This is a genomic window from Methylocucumis oryzae (assembly GCF_000963695.1).
Taxonomy (GTDB): Bacteria; Pseudomonadota; Gammaproteobacteria; order Methylococcales; family Methylomonadaceae; genus Methylovulum; species Methylovulum oryzae.
In genome coordinates, this window is record NZ_LAJX01000117.1 from 1 (window position 1) to 20,966 (window position 20,966).

A 20,966-nucleotide genomic window follows, 5' to 3' on the forward strand; every position below is an offset into this window, starting at 1 on the left:
CATAACGCCAGGGATGGCGTGTAGTAGGGCAACGCAGGAGCAGTTGCCGAGGACGCCGTGAATACATCCCTGTAGGCTTGGCGGCAGCATCCCTGCTGCCAACACCTGCATCCTGAATACCCTGTCCCGCTTTACGTTGACAGCCTTAACGTTTAACCCCACGACTATGCAAACGGCAAATTCCCGCCATATTCACCTTGCACAGTCACCCAGCTATGTTTCAAACCTAGCGAATTAAGCCATGCAGGCCCTTGCTCTTCTTTTAGCATAGCGATGGTAGATGCGCTCCCTGCTACAACGCATAAATCAGCAACTACGCTAACCGATGCCAGATATTGCACAGGCCAGCCGGTTTTAGGGTTTAACACATGACCATAGCGCTGATTATTAATCGTAATACAGCGCTCGTAATCGCCACTGCTGGCCAAAGCACCTGTCGCAAGCGCAATAGACTGTAACACACCATCAGCTCTAGGGTGCTTAATACCGATATGCCAAGCACCGGTATCTGGCCTAGGTCCTATTAGCCTAATATCGCCACCTAAGTTAATGACACCATGGTGAATATCTGCCTGCCAGCAAATATTAACGGCTCTATCAACAGCATATTCTTTAACAATACCGCCAAAATCTAATTCCATGCCTGGGATTAAAAATTCCAAAACCGGCTCTTGCCAATGCAGTTTATGCCAACCAATTCTAGCTAATAACTGCTCAATAAGTTCAGCCTCAGGTAAGCGATTTTGGTCAAAACGCCACGCGTTACGCAGTAAACCTGAGCTAATATCAAACATGCCATCACTTTGTTCGTAACAGGTTTGGGCATAATTTAATAACGCCGCTGTTTCAGCATCCACTTTCAGCTTACCGCTATTCGCCGCTACCCGATTAATTTTTGACAAAAAACTATCCGCGCGATAACGCGAATAACGCTGCTCTAAACGCTTGACATCAGCAATCACTCGTTCAGCACCTCGCTTTGCCTTGGCTTCAGTTTTGGCAAATAATTGAATCTCGCAAGGCGTACCCATTGCTTTAAACGTATAATGAAAATACTGCATAAACCGTTAAAACGCTAAATACCATGTCGCTGATAAACCACCTTCTCTATCCAGTTGATAACCGTTGAGCTCAGTGCTCACCGGCTGCAACCATTCCACCGCAAAGCGATTACCAGCAAATTGCCCGTCAGGAATGGTAACGTTTAAACCAAGCCCTAAATCCCAAAACCGCCCGCCATAACTGCTAGGATAATCCATAGGACCGGCCTTAGGATTAACATCGCTAACAAACTTGTTATCAACCACACCGACGACGGGATAAAATTGGCCGCTCACCGCGCCTTGCTCGGTATAAGACCCGCGTAGCGACGTACTTAGCCAACGATTCAATTGATAACCACCCCACCATGTGGCTTGAAAAATATCGCCAAACGCAAAACCTGAATCGTTATTATCTTCCATGCGCACTGTTGCATTAGCTTGTGCACCCCATGACCACGCATCAAGATGGCCTGTATACGTTAAACTAGGTTTAAAATCCCAAGTACCGCTACCTAATTGCATCCCGTAATGGATATAACCTTCATCTTGCTTGTGGGTACGTCTTAGCTTAATGTCAACATCGCCTGTTGGCGCACTTAAGCCAAAGGTGACATGTAAGTGATGCATAGGTCTATCAAATAATTTAACCAGCGCATACAATCCGGTATCGCCTATGCCGCCTGTGGCATGGCCTGTGCCACTATGGACATGGGCGCCTGCAGGGGCTTCAGGCGCGCCGTCTAACTGACGTAAATTCATTGCCATATCCATAAATTGTGGCATTAGCATCAGATTCAACCAGTCTGTCGGCGCATACATAATGTCTAACATGTGCATGTGCATGTCCATATAGGTCGGCGTTAACCGGCAGCGATAAGCGCCCTTAGAGCAACCGTTGTTCACAATTGCTAAGTCGTTAACTGCACGGTCACCATGCAACATATCACCCGCTTGTCGGCTATACATATAGCGATAACCCAACATATACGCGCCCGGCTCGTTCATCATGTGATCAAACATAACACCTGCTGGACTCACCGCATGATGCTGATGATGTGCACCATGATGATGGTGCTCATGCCCTGAATCAGGCAATGGCTGATCTAACGCTGATAAATTAACATTTAATTCAGCATTCGCCATAAACGCATTAAAGTCGCTATAACTCCCTTCGCCACTACCGTCTAATTTTAACGAACCTGCATGGATATAGTACTCAAAGCCGGCTTCTAGGCTAATCGCTTTAGATAATTGTTTTACTACAGTCACACCGCCGCTTAAAGCACCATAACCCGACAAGCGCTGATCGCTAGAGAAGTTAGCCGGTAACAGATTTTTGTCAAAATAAGTCGTTGTCACCCGTCCTGTTGTTTCATCAAATAATGATGTCGAATAAGCTTGTTTAGACAGCAAATAGGGCGAGTAAAAATTAGCGGCGGTTTGTGAGTAATAGCGTATGCGCGGCGTAATCGTCCAAGAATGTCCCCAAGGTTGAACCCACTCAGCATCAAACGTATGAGCATTAATATCCCAATCGTCATGATAATACCGGTAACCCAGATGCAACGCGGCATCGAGCGGGCTAATATGCTGAACAAAACGCGTGCTAAAGTTAAATTGATTACGCTCATCCGGGCGCTGCTCTAACATTGCTTTAACATTACCCGTTAATTGCGCGCTGGTTTGCTTAGGGTCAACAAACACTATCGTCGTGACCTTATAAGGATTTTCTAAATAACCGCTGCTATGGGTAAAACCAAAGCTGGTTTCAAACAACGATGACTTAGTTAAGACCTGCGACAAACCTAAATTCACCGACCAATCGCTTCTATCGCCGTGCAAAATCCGCATAGCCCCTTGCTGCTCAATTTGGTCGGCATAAGGCATGTCAATTAACGATGCTAACGCAATATTGGTAATATAAGGACTCGCGTCGTGGTCAATAATAGCGGCGGTAGCGCTGTCAGTATAGCTCGCACCGATATTCAATGTGGTAAGCTTTTGGTTAAAATCCCAACGCGTATTCACATTGCCAAAATGCGATTCATAGTCATTTTCTACAGAAAGCCCACCGCCTATATCTAACGCACTCTCATCCCACTCATAACCGAGTTTAAAATCGCCTTGTTTACGCGTTTCGGGTGAAGCGGTCGATAATACATGTACGACGCGCTCATCAGGGCCAATGAGTGGGCCGCCATTATCGCCGTAGCGCAGAGGCGTAAAATTTTTATCCAGTTTTATTTGCCCCGTCATATACGGTGAAGCACCAACGGTTACGATACGACCGGTAGACGTCGCTGCTCGCACCGAGCGATTCCCTCTATTGACTAAAGGAGACGTCGTCACAGGTGTTGCGCCCGACCAGGTGTCTTGTACATAGTTAAACGCGAATTTAATTCTATCCGTTAAACTAATTCTAGCGTGGCCTAATAAGCTTTCCGCTTCGATAGGATTCGCATTATTAGGGACGGTATATAATTGACGCCTACTCTCTTGATAATGACCGTATTGAAACCCCACCTCATCATCTGCCTGCGTAACATCGGGCTGTAATAACAAACCTGGCAATGCCATCGCTGCAAGCGTTAGCGCCTGTGTTACCGTAGAGCTAGACGCACGGCGTAACAATCGCTTTTTTTTGCAATCCTTAATAGCAACCACAACCACCACCTTTTGCTGCCGAACCACCGGCAGCCGCTTCACGGCTGCCATAAGCATGTTCTCTAAACGCACTTTGAGCAGGATGAGGCTCTAACGCCATAGACGGCTTAGCCAGAATACCGCGTTGCCACGGTGTTACGGCTTGACACGCAGATAAGGATAAATAAGAAAAGACCACCATCCCGGCAAGCAATGGATTTTTTAACACGCACACTCCACTAAGGTTCGGCTAATAAAGATTTGACTAACGCAATTATCTCATCGGTTTCGCCTGGCTTAAACCCTAAATGTATATGACGCACTACACCTTTACGGTCAATGATGTATGAAGAGGGCATGGCTTTAACGCCAAAATCCTGTGCGCATTGCTGGTTTTGACCATCGCTAGCAATGCTGAATTCTGGAGGAACTTTAGTTAAAAAATCATCAGCGTCATGAGTGTTTTCATCTAAATTAACACCGATGATCGTTAAACCTTGCTCCTTATAAGCTTTATTTAAGTTATTTAAAAACGGAAACGACTTAGCACAAGGCCCACACCAAGACGCCCAAAAATCAACATAAACCACTTTACCTTGGTATTGTTTTAAATTAAACGAATCGCTGGTGCCAAACGTGGTTAATTTACAATCAGGAATAGCTTGTGCCTGCTCAATAGCCCAACTGGACGATAAAAACGCACTGAGCAGAGCAAAAAACAAACAACGAAAAAAAACTGACTTCATAGTTATTATTATAGATAGCGTGAAAAAAGCAGTTGTTAGCATCTCTTTGGATGCTTACGCCATTATTGATCTTGTAACAGCACAGGCTCTGTAGTTCCAGTATGAGCGCCTGTCGCAGTAACACAATGAACTTCTAGGTTATACACCTCTTCATAAGCACCGGTTTTATCCACCGATAACACATAATCACCATTACCGCCTTTAAGTTTAACCGGGCGACTAAACGCCTCATCGCCATCCACTAAATCGGTAATATTTCGTACTTGATCGTCTTTTGATACTTGTACGCTTAGCAATGACGGCTTTACCGGCGCCTGGTCGCTAATTTCCACAGCCAAATAATCGGTTGCTCCTGTACCGTCATCAAAGCAGCGCACTTGATATAAATCGACTGCAAGCGCTGATTTTCCTATAAAACCCGCCACCTCATGAGCATCAGCCTCTATACTCATAGCACTATGGGCAATAGCAAATACCACTAAGACGCGACTATCAACAAGCTTCATAACGAATGCTCCTATAAACGTCAAACATGCAAAAATCACTGATTTTGTACAGTCGCAATCGACACGCCTGTAGCTTTGCCTGCACTATTTATACAACTGTAACTTAACGCATACAACTCGGCACCGCTTTCGGTTTTATTTACTCTAACCTCATAAACACCATCGCCACCTTGTACAATCGCAGCCGGGCTGGATTTAGTATCGCCATCTTTAGCATCGGTAGTATTTTTCGCCTTAATGCCTTTAATCACTTGCACGCTCAACATCGGGGAAGCGACTGGCGCTAAATCAATAATTTTGACGTTTAAACTACTCGTTGCGCCGTTGGCATTCGTTGAGCATGTCACGCGATAGTAATCCGTTGCGCTGCTACTGGTTCCTAACGAACCTTTTTTACTAGCTGCATGACCCATAGCAACTGGCAGCAACAGTAAAATAAAAACCAACCCGCTAACATTAATTTTTTGATTGCTCATAATCATTCCACTCGTAAACTGTTTATTGATCAGTTAGTTGAAAAATATCAGTGCCTGTATGCTGGTTATCGCTAGTCATACAATGATACTCAATAAGATAGTTTTCCTCGCCCGCCGCCGTTTTATCAACTGTCACATAATAATATTCATCGGCGTCGCCTTTAACACTTAATTCAGGACTGAAGCTCGCATCCCCATCAACTGCATCGGTCGTATTAAACGCAGTATTGTTAACAGCCACTTGTAAACTCACTTTAGCAGCGACTTTAGGCGAATTATCTTGCACAGAAATCTCAAGCCTAGCATTTGGCCCAGTATTATCGTCGAAACAATGAATTTGATACTGATCAATCGATGAAGATGAATTACCTAACGAACCCGATATATCATGAGCCGTCGCTAACTCGCTCATTGCCAGGGAAAAGATTGCTGACCATAGCAGCAGGTATTTATTGTCTGTATTCATAACCAAATAGTAATAAAGTGAAAAGGTACGGCGTGAGGACGTAAACCGAGTATGGCCGAGTAAAGTAAAAACAGCTTAATTAGACGACTGCACTAGCTCACTAAGTTTATACGCCGCGTATTGACGCACGGTAGCATCAGTATCTTGCAAAGCTTTTTGCAATAACGCACGGTTAGTGCTCGCTTGATCAACCGCCATCAACCTAACATCAACAGCCTTATCCGACAAAGCAGCATTTAATTCACTATCAGTATCATAACCAGGCTGTTTGACTAGCCCCGCCAAAGCTTGTGCTCGAACACTGCTGCTTTTATCAGACAAACCTACTAGTAGCACCTGTGTCTTACGGCTTTGCTCCAATATATCCGAATCCGCTAATTCAGCCATAGCCGACTCGCGCAACATGACATGTTCAGCTGACAACGCAGCATCGACTAATTGCGCAGCGTTATCATCATGCGGGGTCACCTGCTCATCAAGCGCCGAGAAAGAACCTGAGCCAACAGAATAAACCCAGACCTCTGACAAAACTAAACTTTGTTCAAATAAACCATAGCGAAAAACACTATTTGCACCGGGTTTTAACACACATTGCAAGAAACGCTGAACGCTAGTCGCATGGCAAGACACGCTTATCTCATTATTCTCAGAACCTAAATAATGAATAGTCACCTGGGCTATTTTGGCTGCATCTGTCAACACCTTAGCAATAGGTTGAGATTTTGCAGTCAATTGATAATCATGCGTTGGTAAAACAGGTTGCGCAAAACACATAAGACATTGACATAACACGCACGCTACGACTCCGTTTATCAATATCTTAAGCATAAACTCCTCAAATAAAAACGCCATCTCACCATGATAGTTCATAGCTAGATGGCGTTTAACCCATAAAAACGGACTAAAAACCGTTATTTTTTAGTCGTTGGCCAATAATAAGCCGGTAATGCGTCCGGCATTTGACCGACTGGAATTGGCAAATTGGCATCGATATCAGCATCAGCCGGTTCAATCGCTAAGGTATAGCCAGTACCGCATGACTCAGGCAATGGTTTAGCCGTTAAATCGCGGTTAACTGTCATCGTCGGCCAATAGGCTTTACCAGCATCCAGATCCGCTTGTGAGTATGGCATCACCAACGAATCATTGAATTTAGTCGTCATGTGACCAATCCAAACGTCAGCACGCGCAGGATCTTTATAGTTACGAATGCCTTTGTTGCAATAATTCACTTCCGCAATACGCACTTTTAACGCTGTTGCGCAAGATGTCGCTTTGAACGAAATAGGGCCTACGCTAAATGGAGCAAACGCACCTGAGCTAGTCACTTCTTGCCAGATCGGTGCTGACTCATAAGGTTTACCATTATGCGCGAAGAAACCTCTTTTTAGTGGCGTAGAATGCGCGCCTACTAAGGTTTTGCTGTCGATACGCGGAACAAAGTTAGGAAATACGTTAGGTTGTACAGTATTTAAACCTAAGTTAACAAAGCCTACACCGGATGTCACACCTTCAATATCATTCGATAAATCCGCTAAAGTGCCTTCAACCGCACCTGTTGATGAATTCAATTTAGTAACAACCGCCATAGTAGGATCAGCAGCATTAGGAAATAATGCTGAAATGGCAATAATGTTTTTACTGGTTTCAGATGCAGAATCGCCGTTACCATTGCAGCCATGCGATAAGTTAAATGCGTTGTAAGATACTTTGCCTTCGGTTACAACATCACGAATACCGGTATGCGCAAAAGCGCTTTGAGCAGCAACAGATGCCAATGTAATCGCTGAAAATAATACTAATTTATTCATCAAGTCCTCCTGTGGACATTTAATAGTTATCTATCGTTAACAAGATTTATGCGTCTCGTCGTTAACACCGCTTATATAAGCGATAACCATGCCAATATGTCTCAAAAGAACTTAATCAATATCCTGGCACGATAAAAACCTAAGATACTGAAATATAAACTATTTTATAGATTTTATCGTGTGCATACTTTAAATGGTCACATTCGGCTTTTAGGTAGGGTACGCTGTGCGTACCTTTAATAAATAACGACTATGCATTTGAGGCGGGACAATACCACACGGAACAGGGCGTTTAGGGCGCAGGTGTTGGCAGCAGGGATGCTGCCGCCAAGCCTACAGGGCTATATTTACGGCGTCCTGCGCTCTAAATGCCCTGTCCCTACTTTAAGAATAACCAATAAAAAGGTACGCACAGCGTACCCTACAACTATCACAAAGATATTGATGCGTGATTTAACACTGTTTTTTTATCATCACAAAAATAAAGCAAATATTATAAAAAACCTATAACTATTAAATAAAATCAATCTATTAAAGGATATAGATTCGATTTTTTGGCGGTTATTAGACGATAATAACATCGTAATAATCACTAGCCATTGCTTTAAATAACACAGTTTAATTATGATTGGTATTTAACACTGTTATTTAACGCTAAATAACATAGTTTAATTAATCCAATTCAATTTCCAACACGTTTACCGCTAACGCCATAATCTCATCAGGATTAAATGGCTTAGTCACATACAAATCCGCACCAACTTCTTTGCCTTTTTCTTTATCGTATTCCTGACCTTTAGCCGTTAATAATGTAATAAACACATCAGCCATTGCCCAATCTTGCTTAACGGTACGACATACATCAAAACCATTCATTTTAGGCATCATCACATCTAATAATACGAGTTGCGGATGCTCTTCTGAGATAATTTCTAACGCTTGCTCGCCATTTTCCGCACTAAAGAATTCCACATCATAATCCTCTAACTCCTCTAAGGTTTGCTCTAACAGCAAAACGGATATGCGGCTCATCGTCAGTAATAAGAATTTTTTTCGTCATAACCCAACCTGTAATTATTTAAAGATAACGTGCACGCAATAAATCTGCGGCGCTTTCGTCGAGTAATTCACGCCTGCGCACGTTTTCAAATTTGGCTAATAAATCATCAACGCGTAAACGCCGTTTTTTGCTCGCTATCAAAATCATGTAACACATTGCCGTTATGCATCATGACAATCCGGTCACCTAAATTCACGGCTTGCTGCATAGAATGCGTAACCATTAACGTAGTCAAACCTTCTCTAGCAATAATCCTATCGGTTAACGCAATCACTTGGTCAGCGCTTTTAGGGTCTAATGCGGCGGTATGCTCATCTAATAATAACAACCGAGGTTTAAGCCAGGTCGCCATAAGCAGTGTTAATGCTTGCCGTTGACCACCGGACAGCGAGCCTATAGCGCTGTCTAAGCGGTCTTCTAAGCCCATTTTAAGCTCTCTGACGCGTGCTTGTAATTCATCTTTCAACTGCCGTGATTGCGCCCAAGCTAGTCCTCGAAAGCGTCCACGTTTAGCCGCTAGCGAAAAATTATCCAAAATCGACATATTCGGCGCCGTACCAGAAAAAGGATTTTGAAACACTCGGCCAATTAACGCAGCACGTTTATGTTCTGGCCATTGCGTAACATCGTAGCCTGCCAATTCAATGCGCCCTGCATCGACCATAAAACTGCCCGCCAAGGCATTCAATAACGTTGATTTACCTGAGCCATTGCCACCTAACACAATAACAAACGAGCCTTCGGCAATGGTTAAATTAATGCCTTTCATCGGCCTGACTTCATTAACCGTACCGGCATGAAACGTTTTTATACACGTCGGTTAAGCGCACCAGTGGCGTATTCATTGTCGCTTCTGTCATAACGCCCTCTGTGTCTTGCGTCGGGTAATTTTTGCCATACCGCCAGGTACGACTAAGGCGGCAAACACAAAAACGGCGGTAATCAATTTCAAATCATTAGGGTTCAAACCAAACGATAACGCTATCGCTACTAATTGCCTAAATAACACTGAGCCGATAATCGCGCCAGCAATAGCAATCCCAACCCCGGTCGCACCGGTTAATGCTTCACCAATAATCACGCTTGCCAAGCCCCATACGACCATGCCTATTCCCATTTGCACATCGGCAAAATTTTGATATTGCGCCCATAACGCGCCTGCTAGCCCGACTAAGCCATTCGACAACGCCAAGCCAAACACCCGATAGTAATCAACATTACCACCTAATGCGCGCACCATTTGCGGGTTATCGCCTGACGCTCGCATCGCCGTCCCCAGGTCGGTGCGAAAAAACACCCATAGGCTCAACGCCACGACGCTGACTAAAACCAACATCAACAATAACATGGTTAAATCAGCGCTAGACACCATCCAACCCCACAACATGGCTTCTGACGCGCCAAAAAGCTGTTGAGCTAATTGCTCGCAATACGTCGCTAATGTCTCTACGCCTAAAAATGGAATATTACTACGCCCCATCACATGCAGATTCACCGAATATAACGCCGTCATCACCAAAATACCGGCCAGCAACGAATTAATCTTAAATCCTGTTTGCAAAATACCACTGACTGTACCGGCCAACATACCCGCGATAAAACCTGCCGCCGTCGCTGGAATCGGAGCAATATGGTAATTAACCAATAACACGCCCGCTACCGACGCGCCAAAGGTTAACGAACCATCGACAGTAATGTCGGCAATATCGAAAATTCGATAAGAAATGTAAACGCCTAATGCTAATAACGCCAAAATAACACCTAGCGTTAAAGCTCCTATTAATAAAGTCATGATTCTCCTCTATTTGCTACCTGAGGCTACCCACTTAAGCCGGGGCAGGTCATTCAGAGTGAAGGACGCCGTAAATACGTCCCTGTAGGCTTGGCGGCAGCATCCCTGCTGCCGACACCTTCACTCTAAACAACCTGTCCCGGCTTGGTATTGTCCCGTTTTAAGTTGGTAGCCCTAACTGATGTTATGGCTGTCAATCGAGCGGGCAAACAACCGGCGCACACCAAATCGCGCCGCGCCGCAAAAAACTCTCGCCTGCACCAACACCCTCTCTATCATCGTTGAGCAAATGCAACACACCGCGCACGGTTTGAGTATCCATTAAGCGCTGTAAACTTTCACTAAGCTCAATCAACCCCTTGCGCACTGGCATAAACGGCATAACACCCGCATGATGATGCATCGCTAAACCACTCTCACCATCGTAAGGCCGTAATTGCTTGGCTAATAGGCTATTCGCATCACGGGCAATCACCCCTGCTACTACACACGTTTCATCGGCAAATGCTGGCTCAGCGGTAAACAACAAGCGGTCGCGGATACTTGGAAAATTGAAAAAACCTGACTCACGCGCAGAAGCTGAAACTTGCAAAGCCGCACCGATTAAATGAGCTGTTTCAGCAATCATCACCCAAGCCACGGTATCGCATTCACAGCAAGCCAGCGTCATTTGCGCTAATTCGCTTAAGCGTAGCGGCGGGGTATCCGGGTGTAAGCCAAAGCGTAATAAATAACGAAAAGTACCCGACGCATATAAACCATGTACCAGTCCGACACGGGGAACTAAGCCACCTTCTTGGCTTAACCAATCGGGATGCTGCGGGTCATCACCCGGTAAACATACGGCTAAGCCATCGACAGCAAGCAGTTCACCCGCTTGTGCTAATGAAGAGTCTGCCCCTAAACAACCATGACCAATAGCCCAATGCCCCTCGCCAATTTCTAACAACGTAGTCTCATCACTATTATCAATCACCGTCACCTGTTGTAACGCATCAGCATTTAACAAATAACGCTCTAATGCGATACCGTTAATCTCACAGGATTCAAAGGCTGTTTTGTCAGACTTAACGACTAGTTTTTCAACCGGCGGCTTGTCGAGACCGGCTAGCAATTGATGAAATCCAACTAATTGCAACACCTCACGCACCGCTGGCGAAGCATCCGCTAACCGTAAGCGGCCACCGATTTTTTGCAAATGCTTAGCCAATATCACGAGCACACGAATCCCGGCAGAGCTTAAATAATCAACATTGGCCAAATTCAACGCAATATGATGACTACCGCTGTGTACCGTATTTTGTAAGGCTTGATTAACTGCATTACTCCAAGCCGCATCTAAACGCCCCGATAACACAACATGGGTTTCGTCACCAATCAATTCCGTTACGATGTCCATTTAAACTCCAAGAAAATTACAAACGCTTATCGGCTTTAGCTAATAAATCAGCTGGCATTGGCAAGCGCAGGTTTTGCGCGTGTTGCTCGCTGATGATTAAACGGATTTTGCCAGGACGCGAAAACGCAATATCTTTTGGATTTTTACCGCGCATCACTTCGGCAGCTTTGGTCGCAGCATCAAAACCAGCTTGATAATAATCCATAGTAAATGCCAATGCTGCGCCTTGTTGTACACCTGATTCGGTAAACGTTAACAGCGGTTTTTTGGCGCGCGCGGCCGCTTGCGTAATCGCCGTAAAACCCGATACGATTTGGTTATCTAAAATTTGCACCCAAGCATCGATAGGTTGCGCCGCAATCGCTAATGCTGCATTGGGTAATTCACTGGCTGAATTAACCGGCAACGTCACTACCTCTATGCCTTGTTGCTTAGCGGTTTCAACAAACACATTTTTGTTATACACCGAATTATCTTCACCGGGGGTAAACAACGTGCCGACTTTTTTAAAGTCAGGATAATACTGTTTTAACAAGGCCACCATTTCCTTATACGGCGCTAATGTATAAACACCGGTCACATTAGCTAAATGCTCGGTATCGCTTTTACCGGCACCGGCAACGACAGGGTCTGCGACAAAGGTAAATACGATGGGTAGTTTTTTAACTTTATGCAACACTGTTTCTAACGTAGGTGTTGATAACGTCATGACTAGCTCAGTACCATCGCTATTAATGGTATCGGCAATGCCCGACAAAATAGTCATATCGGCTTGTGCCGACGCATCGCTAAGCACAAAATCTTTACCGGACGTTAAGCCTGCCGCTTTAAAACCATCATCTATGCCTTGCAACGCTTGCTCAGCAGGCGGTGATTCAACATATAACAAGCGTTTGATTTTCCACGTATGATTAAGTGCAGGTTGTGGTGCTGCCGTCGCTGTCGCCAGTGCGGTTAATTCATTAGGAAAGGTAATGTGCAAGCGTTTAGCGCTAGCCTCATTTAATAAAATGACTTGTTTACTGACATTTTGAAAAGGTAACGTAGCTGGCTTAACACCAGTTAATACTTTGGTTAGTAAATCAGCCGCCGCTTTACCACTTTCTTTATAATCAATACCGACCACCATCAGCGCATCGTGCTCGATAAACTCCGGTTGATCTAAAATCAACGGAATATCGGAATTCTTAGCAATCTTGCTAATGCCATCTAAGGCTTGATACATGGTGTTATCGCCTACCGACATAAAAACATCGACATGTCTAGCCGCCAGAGCTTGCGCACCCTGTACAGCCTCAGCGGTTGTGCTGATAGGAACCTCTTCTAAGGTCAAGCCGCGTTTTGCGCATTCGGCGCGCATGATTTCGACCACTTTTACCGAATTGGCTTCGCTAGGATTATATAACGTGCCTATGACTTTCAGCTTAGGTAAGACTTTTAAGCTCAGCGACAGCATATCAGCCACTGGTAATAACGAACCTATGCCGGTTAAATTTGGTAAATGCTCGGTATACGATTTACCTGCCCCCGCCGCTAACGGGTCAGTCACATAAGTAAATACAGCGGGTTTATGTTTAGCCGCCATCGCCACACCTTGTAACACCGGCGTAGTTAGCGTCAAAATAGCATCGACATCGCTATTATCCAGCACCTGCCCCATGGTCGGGATTTGCCCTATCTCACCCTGAGCGTGCATAGACATAAAGGTTAAATTCTTACCTTCAACAAAACCTTGCTTGCTTAAACCTTCACGCAAGCCAGACATCACTGAATCCACGCCAGGCTCAGGAGCATAAAAAGCCAAGCCGACTTTATACTGCTTATCCGGTTTAGCGACTACCGGACTTAACGGTGCTGCAACCGCTTTATCATGCTCAGCGCCATTCACATCAATAATGCTATACGCTTGATTCACCATGTCCGCTGGAAACTGCCAATCTTCCGTTAACTCAGCACGGCGTTGTTCATTTAAAATGATACGCTTAGGCACAAAATCTTTAACCGGTATCTCGGCCGGGCTTTTACCGGTTAATATCTGCGCCGCAATACGACCTATTTCTGCGCCGACTTCGTGATAATCCGCCCCTAAATCAAATAAACCGCCACGCTTAGCGTGACCCGCGATATTAGAAAAGACCGGAATCTTAGCCGCTTTCGCGACATCGGTTAAGCTCTCAACATTCCCATTAACCGTCGCATCGCCACCGGTCCAAAACGCTTCAACGCCTCTAGCCACTAATGAGCGCGCTGCTTCACGTACATCTTTCGCTTGCTCAACAGGCGCTTCTAATAACGTAATGCCCAGCTCTGCCGAAATCTTCCGTGCTTCTTTTGTGCAATATTCAGAATTGACTTCTGCAGGATTCCAAACCACGCCCACGGTTTTTAGCTTAGGATTGACTTGCTTAGCCAATCTAAAAATTTCCGCGACTGGTTGCGGCGTGCCTATACCGGTTAAATAGTTTGGCTTATCCAAACTATTCATGGTCTTAATGCCCACACCTGCCGCTACCGGCGAGGTTACTGCCCCAAACACATGAGTTAACCCGGTACTACGATTGGCATTTGCCAACGCTTGCAGCATCAACGTAGAAATAGAAATCGCTAAGCGATAGCTGCCCGCCGTGATTTTTGCGCCATTAAATTACCGGTAGGCAAATCCCCTTCTGGGTTATAAAACGTAATCGCTAACTTATGCCCATCCTCAAACCCTTGTGCGCGCAACCCATCTAACACGCCTTGCCGAATCTCCTCCATCATCGGGTTAGAGCTATGTTGCAAAATAGCAATAGGCATACTTTGAAACGCCGAACCGTCGGTTTGTCGCTCGCTAACCAAACGATTATGTCTATCCGACCATAACAACACGGCACTGGCCAGCAACACCAGTAATAACGCTAAAGCAAGACGTTTTAATCGATTCGAGCATAAGGCCTTTGACGCAAGGTAATCAAACAAAAAGTAGCGTTGTTACTCGTAACAACGATTCAATATAGCATTTAGAGAATTTTGGAAAGCTGGGCGCTAAAAAGCATTGGAGTACAAACCCAGGCGCGTGTACTCCAATGCCAATAGATTTACTGCTCAAGCAACACTTTCTCCCATCGCTAAAAGCCCAGCGGGAGAATATTAATGCAAAACCACCTTAATCGTCTTAATAAATGTTGTATTTTCGCTAAAGCGATTTTGATTAACCAGCTTTAGTATAGCTAATACAATAGCTTATGAGATGATAACCGTGCTATGGCTTACGTGATTTGTTGGGACTATGCAAAATCGAGATTATTGTTCTGCATGTTGTATAACCAAGACAACGCTTAGGGTTCTTCTTTGATGATATTGGGCTTGGATTGTATTTTTAGTCATGGAAAGACTTTTTTGTATCCAGCGAATTCGTATCATAAATTCCTTACCGTAACATTGGGCGTTTCTGATGCATTGCGCTACAATGCAAAAATGGAATTTGAAATTATTGGTGACATCAAGCATCCAGAGACTTTTGCTCGCGGTTCCGGCATTAGGGAGTTGCCGAGGCTGCGTAAAATTCACGGACAGGGCTTGTGGCGTAAACGTAAGGGCTTTGCCACAGTACGCTTGCAAGATGGAACGATCCGCGAAGCTGAAATTCATTGGTACGAAGCATCTGGTATTGGCAAACGGGAATTTAAAATCAAACGTTACATCGACACACAACCATGAACAAACACGAATTCGCAATCTGTATTAATAACCGTGGTTATGAGGTTTCACTGGAAACTCGTAAGCTCTATGAAATTCTGGCGGACGCTGATGCGGAAAAACACCAGCAAATCCGGGTGATTGATGAATCTGGCGAAGATTATTTGTACCCGGCATCATTATTTGATCGAATCACTCTTCCTGCTCATGTTATCGAGCGTGTTTTTCATGCACAAATCTAAGCTGCCAGCTTATCTGCTAAACTGCCGTCCAGCAATAACGCGATAAGATGCGTCAAATAGGATGAGCCGACGTTAGGAGGCGCATCGCTCGCGAACGTTGTGCCTCACGTTGTTCGGCACAACCTATGTGGGGGCGCATCTTATCGTGTTGGCGAACGTTGCGCCTCACGTTGTTCGGCGCAACCTATATGGATGCAAATCTTATCCCGCGTTATTTTTAGGCAGTTCCGGAGGGACTCCAAATTTTGCAAAAAACTTCATAGCTTCAGGATGATTAGGTTTACGTTTAACAACCTTTCCCCACCACAATCTTGCATTTTCAACCTCATTAAACCTAGTATAAATCCTTGCAAACAGGATTTCATGCCAACTATCATCGCTAGTCCCCCCTGATTGGGAAATAAGCTGGAGCGCATCTGCAAAGCGCCGCTTGCTCAGCAATATCCACACAAGCTCTTTCTTAAAAGCGGGATGCCCAAATCGGTCAACAAAGCTAGGATAGTCTCTCATGCCATCCCTGAAAGTACTTTCCACCGCACAAAAATCATCACTTTCGCGAAGAGCCATTGCTTTGTCTAAGGCCAAGCGTGCTTTTTTAATGTAAGGATTTTCGAATTCAGCACGGGATTCTTTCAGCCGAATCATCAATTTTTCATTACTGCCAATATAATGCTTGAAAGTTTTCACTGTTAGCTTAAAACCGCAATCAATAGGCCCAGCATTCGCCGCCGAGACATCTGGACGTAAAGATTTTTGGAAAATAAAAGGCAATTTGTCATCGATTAAATATATCGAAAAGTCACTTTCTGTCAGGGATGCACCATTTGAAAACGCCCATCCTACAAGTGATAACGAAAAACTGTCGTCAATTTCGATTAAATCAATGCAAAACTTAGTTTTTTCAGCGCTGGTATTATTGGTTAACGCTCTAATGTCCTCAATTTCGGGCAACGTGATACCTTTAAAAAGACGACTGTATTTTTTAAACAAAAACGCCTCATCTTCTGCCAACTTTAAAACTAAGGCAGAAAACCTATCCCTTACAAAATTTTGAGCTAGCAAAAACTTGTTCCGCTATTTCGCCCTGCATGAACTTTTCAAATTTTGAACTATAGTCATCAAGCTGAATTTTGGTAATTTCAAAACGTGGTGGTTATAGTGGCAGGATTACGCCAATAGCCAGGACGGTTGGTCTTAATAAAGCTCTTGTCATTTGTCGTATGCCTCCTAGCTCGCGCAAGGCTTGAGACATATTCCATTTGCGATCTAAATACCTTATGGGCAACGAAGTAAGGTGTCATACTCCCGTTGTTTTCTGCAAAATATTCGATAGAAACAAGCGATTTATTACGCTGTTCTTTGGGATTTGTTTCAGGGAACGGAGCTTTATTTGCAAGAAAATAACGCCCGTTATGAAAAACTGTATTATGTATATTTATCAAAACGGGTTGGTGCTTTAAATTTAGCAACGATTTGACGTGCCTGTCTTTAGCAAGCGTATTTTGTGAAGAAAACAGCTTACCGAAAGACAGTTTATTAGCGTCTGGAATATCTACACACCACTGGAAAGAAATTGAGCTTGGATCCTCATCTGCAAAATCTTTAACTAAAGAATGTATGCTTGAAATGAAATCGTTAGGTATCCAAAACTCATCCATGTCCAAAAACATAATAAAATCAAAACCATCTTTCTTAGCAGACTTAAACAGCTTGCGGTATGATACTACCTGAAAATCTTTCCCGTCCGTAACACATTCTCTAAACAGATTATCGGTATTTCGGTATGTCAAACGATGGCCAAACTGTGCTTTAAGGGAGTCAAGGATTTCAAAACTATTGTCGCTCGTTCCATTTATCCAGATTTCGATTGCATCAAAGCCGAAATAAAAATGGTGGAAAACCCATTCAGGAATATAGGCTGCTTCATTTTTAGCAATAGCAGCCAATTTAATTTTCTGTTTATTCATTTTAAATGTTTAAGTAACGCGGCAATAATCCCAGCCTGCGCTAACATCATGCCAGCAATCCATTTAATCAGGTCGTTTTTGATGCTTAATTCAAGCTCTGTTAAATCGCGTTGTTGCAACCTCATGAAGACCATAAGCTAGCTTGGCTTGTTCTAAAGTTGCAGCGATGGCGGCTTTTTGTGTTTGTAATGGTTTCTGCTTGCTAGTCGCTGAAACCGGCATTTTTAAGCACGTTAAAAAAAACTCATGGGGATAAAATCGCGTCAGTCCTGTTACCAATAAAGCCAGCTCAGGGCGCAATAATCAACACATTGCGCCCATACTGCTAAACCAACCTACATCTTCTCCCGCATCGCCGCGCCAATATCGGTAACCGCAGAAACCACCGTTACGCCTGCTGCCGTTAACGCCGCTACTTTACTACTCGCCGTACCTTTACCTCCGGTGACAATCGCGCCAGCGTGTCCCATACGCTTGCCAGGCGGTGCGGTTTGTCCGGCAATATAGGCGACAACCGGCTTGGTTACATGGTTTTTGATAAATTCGGCAGCGTCTTCTTCTTCGCTACCGCCGATTTCGCCGACCATGACAATGCCTTGGGTTTGCTCGTCTTGTTGAAAACGGCGTAATACATCGACAAAATTCATGCCGTGTATGGGGTCGCCGCCTATACCGACGCAAGTGGATTGTCCTAACCCTTGCGCGGTGGTTTGTTGTACGGATTCATACGTTAATGTGCCTGAGCGCGAGACAATGCCTATCACACCGGGTTGATGGATTTTTCCCGGCATAATACCGATTTTGCATTGTCCGGGTGTGATAATGCCTGGGCAATTCGGCCCGATTAATAAGGTTTCGGTACCGGCTAATACAGCTTTGACTCTAAGCATTTGTAACACCGGAATGCCTTCGGTAATACACACAATGAGTTTAATACCGGCATCGGCGGCTTCTAATATCGCGTCGGCCGCATACGGAGGCGGCACATAAATCATCGTCGCGTCCGCGCCTGTTTCTGCCACGGCTTGCGCGACAGTGTTAAAAACTGGCAAGCCTAAATGACGTTGCCCGCCCCGTTCGGGCGTTACGCCGCCAACAAGCTGTGTGCCATACGCTAACGCTTGTTCAGAATGAAACGTGCCTTGTTTGCCAGTGAAACCTTGGCACAGTACTTTGGTGTTTTTATCGATTAATATGCTCATAAGCGTAGTGACAAGTCTTTTAATTAGGAATGGGCTAATTTCACAACGAGTTCAGCCGCTTGTGCTAAATCATCGCTAGGATAAATTTGTAGACCGGTGTTAGTCAGTAAAGCTCGACCTTCATCTACATTTGTGCCTTCTAAGCGCACCACGACGGGAATACTGACATGCACTTGTTGTATCGCCGCTAAAATACCGGATGCAATGACATCGCATTTGACGATACCACCAAAGATATTCACTAAAATAGCTTTAATATCAGGATCTGCGACTATAAGCTTAAACGCTTCACAGACTTTTTCGACATTAGTCCCGCCGCCTACATCTAAAAAATTAGCCGGCTGACCGCCTTTTAATTTCACCAAATCCATCGTCGCCATAGCTAAACCTGCACCATTAACCATACAGCCAATATTGCCTTCTAGCGTGATGTAATTTAAGTCATGTTGCTGTGCGGCGAGTTCTTTACTGTCTTCTTGGGATTCATCGCGTAGCGCGGCAATATCGGGATGTAGGCTTAACGCATTATCATCAAAATTAATCTTGGCGTCTAAGGCGATTAATTCGCCGTCATCCGTTTCAATTAACGGGTTAATTTCAATTTGACTGGCATCTTTAGCTAAAAATAACTGATACATGCCGTGCATAATTTTAGCCAGCGCCTTTTGCTGCTGGGCATTAAGACTTAAGGCATAAGCAACATTACGAACTTGATAGGCTTGTAAGCCTGCGGTTGGATGAATCGCAACAGTGATGATGCGCTCAGGGTGATGCAAGGCAATTTCTTCTATATCCATACCGCCATCGGCTGATGCGATAAACAGTAGGCGTTCTAATCCTCTATCAACGATTAAGCTCAGATAAAACTCTCGTTTAATCGCATAAGATTTTTCCACTAATAACGTGTTAACAGGTAAGCCGTCGGCATGGGTTTGTACAGTGACTAAGCGCCGATTCAGTAAGGCTAAACAACATTGCTCTAACTCGGTTAAGTCGGTTACACATTTAACTCCCCCTGCTTTACCGCGCGCGCCCGCATGAATCTGGGCTTTTACCACCCAGGCTGACTCGTTTAATTGTCTGGCAATGCTAACCGCTTGCTCAACATTCGTCGCAATACCGCCGTCAGGTACAGCGACCTCATAAAATTTAAGCAATTGTTTTGATTGGTATTCATGAATATTCATACTGGCCTCTTTAGCTAAAACCCAATCTGTCAGGGTATTAAACGATAGTGTATTATGTGATATTGTTCATAGTCTATCTTAATAGCAAACCATCACGCGAATGCTTAAATCTACAACCAACACCTTATATCCCTGCCCTTTTTCTAAAGGCTATGGCATTAAAGCACAGCAAGCATGGACATTGCTAAAAGTCTTTTTAGTCTATCGCTTGATTTTAGCTAGCCTATTTATTGGCATGTTATACGACCGTAGCGGTTCTTCTTTGATAGAGGCGGGTTCTAATCAACTGTATATTTATTCTAGCGAGTGTTATTTATTTTTAACGGTAGTGTCAATTATTGGCGTATTTTGGCGCTTAATTCCTTATACCACGCAATCCCAGTTATTAATTTTTTCTGACATTGTGTTGCTAACGCTGTTAATGCATGCGTTAGGCGGTATAAAAAGTGGTGTCGGTATTTTATTGGCGGTATCCATTGCTTCGGGTGGATTATTAATCGGCGGTTTATGTGCGATGTTATTTGCCGCGCTAGCCAGCCTTTCGGTGTTAACGGAGCAACTGGTCACCAGTCAACTACAGCAAGCTAATTCGGTGTCTTACACCTACTCTAGTATGTTAGGCGCAACGTTTTTTACGATTGCCTTTTTATCCTATGTGTTAGCGAAACGTAGCGAAGAAGCCCAGCAATTGGCGAATCAGCAACAGCAAACCATTATCAAGCTTGAAGACTTAAACCAGTATATTATC

22 protein-coding genes and 1 pseudogene are annotated in these 20,966 nt (G+C 44.4%); 3 read left to right on the top strand and 20 right to left on the bottom strand.

The genetic code is table 11. From position 1 onward, the window contains the following. Positions 1–164: 164 nt before the first annotated feature. The 15 genes from VZ94_RS11865 to VZ94_RS11935 all read right to left on the bottom strand — a co-directional run bounded on the left by VZ94_RS11865 (position 165) and on the right by VZ94_RS11935 (position 14,900). Complete coding sequence (locus tag VZ94_RS11865; protein WP_045779387.1) at positions 165–1,061, bottom strand: FAD:protein FMN transferase; 897 nt, start codon at positions 1,059–1,061, stop codon at positions 165–167. Between the two features lie 6 nt (positions 1,062–1,067). Next, complete coding sequence (locus VZ94_RS11870) at positions 1,068–3,707, bottom strand: DUF3570 domain-containing protein (protein ID WP_239649881.1); 2,640 nt, start codon at positions 3,705–3,707, stop codon at positions 1,068–1,070. Continuing rightward, positions 3,694–3,915: a DUF4266 domain-containing protein gene (locus tag VZ94_RS11875; RefSeq protein ID WP_239649882.1), complete on the bottom strand. Its 222-nt coding sequence runs from the start codon at positions 3,913–3,915 to the stop codon at positions 3,694–3,696. The genes VZ94_RS11870 and VZ94_RS11875 overlap by 14 nt, the downstream gene beginning before the upstream one ends. A 10-nt stretch (positions 3,916–3,925) precedes the next feature. After that, on the bottom strand, positions 3,926–4,432 hold the full coding sequence (locus tag VZ94_RS11880) for a TlpA family protein disulfide reductase (protein WP_045779388.1): 507 nt from the start codon (positions 4,430–4,432) through the stop codon (positions 3,926–3,928). A gap of 62 nt (positions 4,433–4,494) precedes the next feature. After that, entirely contained in the window at positions 4,495–4,938 is a 444-nt protein-coding gene (locus VZ94_RS11885) for a hypothetical protein (RefSeq protein WP_052700477.1), read from the bottom strand. Between the two features lie 35 nt (positions 4,939–4,973). Further along, on the bottom strand, positions 4,974–5,414 hold the full coding sequence (locus tag VZ94_RS11890) for a hypothetical protein (RefSeq protein WP_045779389.1): 441 nt from the start codon (positions 5,412–5,414) through the stop codon (positions 4,974–4,976). 22 nt (positions 5,415–5,436) lie between these two features. Then, the gene (locus VZ94_RS11895; protein ID WP_045779390.1) at positions 5,437–5,880 is read right to left on the bottom strand and encodes a hypothetical protein; all 444 of its coding nucleotides are present in this window, start codon (positions 5,878–5,880) and stop codon (positions 5,437–5,439) included. Between the two features lie 75 nt (positions 5,881–5,955). Next, positions 5,956–6,654, bottom strand: a complete 699-nt coding sequence (locus tag VZ94_RS11900) for a HEAT repeat domain-containing protein (RefSeq protein ID WP_045779391.1) — start codon at positions 6,652–6,654, stop codon at positions 5,956–5,958. Between the two features lie 137 nt (positions 6,655–6,791). Further along, positions 6,792–7,691 carry a hypothetical protein gene (locus VZ94_RS11905; RefSeq protein ID WP_045779392.1) on the bottom strand — a complete coding sequence of 300 codons (900 nt, stop codon included), beginning with the start codon at positions 7,689–7,691 and terminating at the stop codon, positions 6,792–6,794. A 672-nt stretch (positions 7,692–8,363) separates the two neighbouring features. Next, positions 8,364–8,723: a response regulator transcription factor gene (locus tag VZ94_RS11910; RefSeq protein ID WP_204369126.1), complete on the bottom strand. Its 360-nt coding sequence runs from the start codon at positions 8,721–8,723 to the stop codon at positions 8,364–8,366. A 134-nt stretch (positions 8,724–8,857) separates the two neighbouring features. After that, complete coding sequence (locus VZ94_RS11915; protein WP_239649883.1) at positions 8,858–9,520, bottom strand: ABC transporter ATP-binding protein; 663 nt, start codon at positions 9,518–9,520, stop codon at positions 8,858–8,860. 87 nt (positions 9,521–9,607) lie between these two features. After that, positions 9,608–10,543: an ABC transporter permease gene (locus VZ94_RS11920; protein WP_045779393.1), complete on the bottom strand. Its 936-nt coding sequence runs from the start codon at positions 10,541–10,543 to the stop codon at positions 9,608–9,610. A gap of 193 nt (positions 10,544–10,736) precedes the next feature. Next, positions 10,737–11,942: an STAS domain-containing protein gene (locus VZ94_RS22940; protein ID WP_052700479.1), complete on the bottom strand. Its 1,206-nt coding sequence runs from the start codon at positions 11,940–11,942 to the stop codon at positions 10,737–10,739. A gap of 16 nt (positions 11,943–11,958) precedes the next feature. Then, entirely contained in the window at positions 11,959–14,526 is a 2,568-nt protein-coding gene (locus VZ94_RS11930) for an ABC transporter substrate-binding protein (protein ID WP_045779394.1), read from the bottom strand. Between the two features lie 20 nt (positions 14,527–14,546). Beyond that, the gene (locus VZ94_RS11935; protein ID WP_045779395.1) at positions 14,547–14,900 is read right to left on the bottom strand and encodes a hypothetical protein; all 354 of its coding nucleotides are present in this window, start codon (positions 14,898–14,900) and stop codon (positions 14,547–14,549) included. 375 nt (positions 14,901–15,275) lie between these two features. On the opposite strand from VZ94_RS11935, the gene VZ94_RS11940 reads away from it, so the two are divergent. Both VZ94_RS11940 and VZ94_RS11945 read left to right on the top strand, forming a co-directional pair. Then, entirely contained in the window at positions 15,276–15,641 is a 366-nt protein-coding gene (locus VZ94_RS11940; protein WP_239649884.1) for a hypothetical protein, read from the top strand. Continuing rightward, positions 15,638–15,862, top strand: a complete 225-nt coding sequence (locus tag VZ94_RS11945) for a hypothetical protein (RefSeq protein ID WP_045779396.1) — start codon at positions 15,638–15,640, stop codon at positions 15,860–15,862. The genes VZ94_RS11940 and VZ94_RS11945 overlap by 4 nt, the downstream gene beginning before the upstream one ends. Positions 15,863–16,063: 201 nt before the next feature. Here VZ94_RS11945 and VZ94_RS11950 read toward each other — a convergent pair whose 3' ends face one another. From VZ94_RS11950 to sucC, 5 genes are all read right to left on the bottom strand, one after another. Beyond that, on the bottom strand, positions 16,064–16,924 hold the full coding sequence (locus VZ94_RS11950) for a hypothetical protein (protein WP_045779397.1): 861 nt from the start codon (positions 16,922–16,924) through the stop codon (positions 16,064–16,066). Positions 16,925–17,001: 77 nt separating this feature from the next. Further along, the gene (locus VZ94_RS11955; RefSeq protein WP_052700480.1) at positions 17,002–17,829 is read right to left on the bottom strand and encodes a glycosyltransferase family 2 protein; all 828 of its coding nucleotides are present in this window, start codon (positions 17,827–17,829) and stop codon (positions 17,002–17,004) included. Then, positions 17,826–17,963: a hypothetical protein gene (locus tag VZ94_RS25945; protein WP_157844904.1), complete on the bottom strand. Its 138-nt coding sequence runs from the start codon at positions 17,961–17,963 to the stop codon at positions 17,826–17,828. Before VZ94_RS25945 ends, VZ94_RS11955 begins: the two co-directional genes overlap by 4 nt. 201 nt (positions 17,964–18,164) lie before the next feature. Next, the gene (sucD, locus tag VZ94_RS11965; protein WP_045779399.1) at positions 18,165–19,031 is read right to left on the bottom strand and encodes a succinate--CoA ligase subunit alpha; all 867 of its coding nucleotides are present in this window, start codon (positions 19,029–19,031) and stop codon (positions 18,165–18,167) included. A gap of 23 nt (positions 19,032–19,054) precedes the next feature. Beyond that, positions 19,055–20,218 carry an ADP-forming succinate--CoA ligase subunit beta gene (gene sucC / locus VZ94_RS11970; protein WP_045779400.1) on the bottom strand — a complete coding sequence of 388 codons (1,164 nt, stop codon included), beginning with the start codon at positions 20,216–20,218 and terminating at the stop codon, positions 19,055–19,057. A gap of 100 nt (positions 20,219–20,318) precedes the next feature. Between sucC and VZ94_RS11975 the strand changes: the two are divergent. After that, positions 20,319–20,966: pseudogene (locus tag VZ94_RS11975) on the top strand (two-component sensor histidine kinase); the annotation flags it as partial.

Bases quoted from the DNA above. Each gene is read 5' to 3' on its own strand.
- VZ94_RS11865 (WP_045779387.1), bottom strand. From the start codon at position 1,061: ATGCAGTATTTTCATTATACGTTTAAAGCAATGGGTACGCCTTGCGAG.
- VZ94_RS11880 (WP_045779388.1), bottom strand. From the start codon at position 4,432: ATGAAGTCAGTTTTTTTTCGTTGTTTGTTTTTTGCTCTGCTCAGTGCG.
- VZ94_RS11885 (WP_052700477.1), bottom strand. From the start codon at position 4,938: ATGAAGCTTGTTGATAGTCGCGTCTTAGTGGTATTTGCTATTGCCCAT.
- VZ94_RS11890 (WP_045779389.1), bottom strand. From the start codon at position 5,414: ATGAGCAATCAAAAAATTAATGTTAGCGGGTTGGTTTTTATTTTACTG.
- VZ94_RS11895 (WP_045779390.1), bottom strand. From the start codon at position 5,880: ATGAATACAGACAATAAATACCTGCTGCTATGGTCAGCAATCTTTTCC.
- VZ94_RS11900 (WP_045779391.1), bottom strand. From the start codon at position 6,654: ATGTGTTTTGCGCAACCTGTTTTACCAACGCATGATTATCAATTGACT.
- VZ94_RS11905 (WP_045779392.1), bottom strand. From the start codon at position 7,691: ATGAATAAATTAGTATTATTTTCAGCGATTACATTGGCATCTGTTGCT.
- VZ94_RS11910 (WP_204369126.1), bottom strand. From the start codon at position 8,723: ATGAGCCGCATATCCGTTTTGCTGTTAGAGCAAACCTTAGAGGAGTTA.
- VZ94_RS11915 (WP_239649883.1), bottom strand. From the start codon at position 9,520: ATGAAAGGCATTAATTTAACCATTGCCGAAGGCTCGTTTGTTATTGTG.
- VZ94_RS11920 (WP_045779393.1), bottom strand. From the start codon at position 10,543: ATGACTTTATTAATAGGAGCTTTAACGCTAGGTGTTATTTTGGCGTTA.
- VZ94_RS22940 (WP_052700479.1), bottom strand. From the start codon at position 11,942: ATGGACATCGTAACGGAATTGATTGGTGACGAAACCCATGTTGTGTTA.
- VZ94_RS11930 (WP_045779394.1), bottom strand. From the start codon at position 14,526: ATGCTGCAAGCGTTGGCAAATGCCAATCGTAGTACCGGGTTAACTCAT.
- VZ94_RS11940 (WP_239649884.1), top strand. From the start codon at position 15,276: ATGATATTGGGCTTGGATTGTATTTTTAGTCATGGAAAGACTTTTTTG.
- VZ94_RS11945 (WP_045779396.1), top strand. From the start codon at position 15,638: ATGAACAAACACGAATTCGCAATCTGTATTAATAACCGTGGTTATGAG.
- VZ94_RS11955 (WP_052700480.1), bottom strand. From the start codon at position 17,829: ATGAATAAACAGAAAATTAAATTGGCTGCTATTGCTAAAAATGAAGCA.
- VZ94_RS25945 (WP_157844904.1), bottom strand. From the start codon at position 17,963: ATGGTCTTCATGAGGTTGCAACAACGCGATTTAACAGAGCTTGAATTA.
- sucD (WP_045779399.1), bottom strand. From the start codon at position 19,031: ATGAGCATATTAATCGATAAAAACACCAAAGTACTGTGCCAAGGTTTC.
- sucC (WP_045779400.1), bottom strand. From the start codon at position 20,218: ATGAATATTCATGAATACCAATCAAAACAATTGCTTAAATTTTATGAG.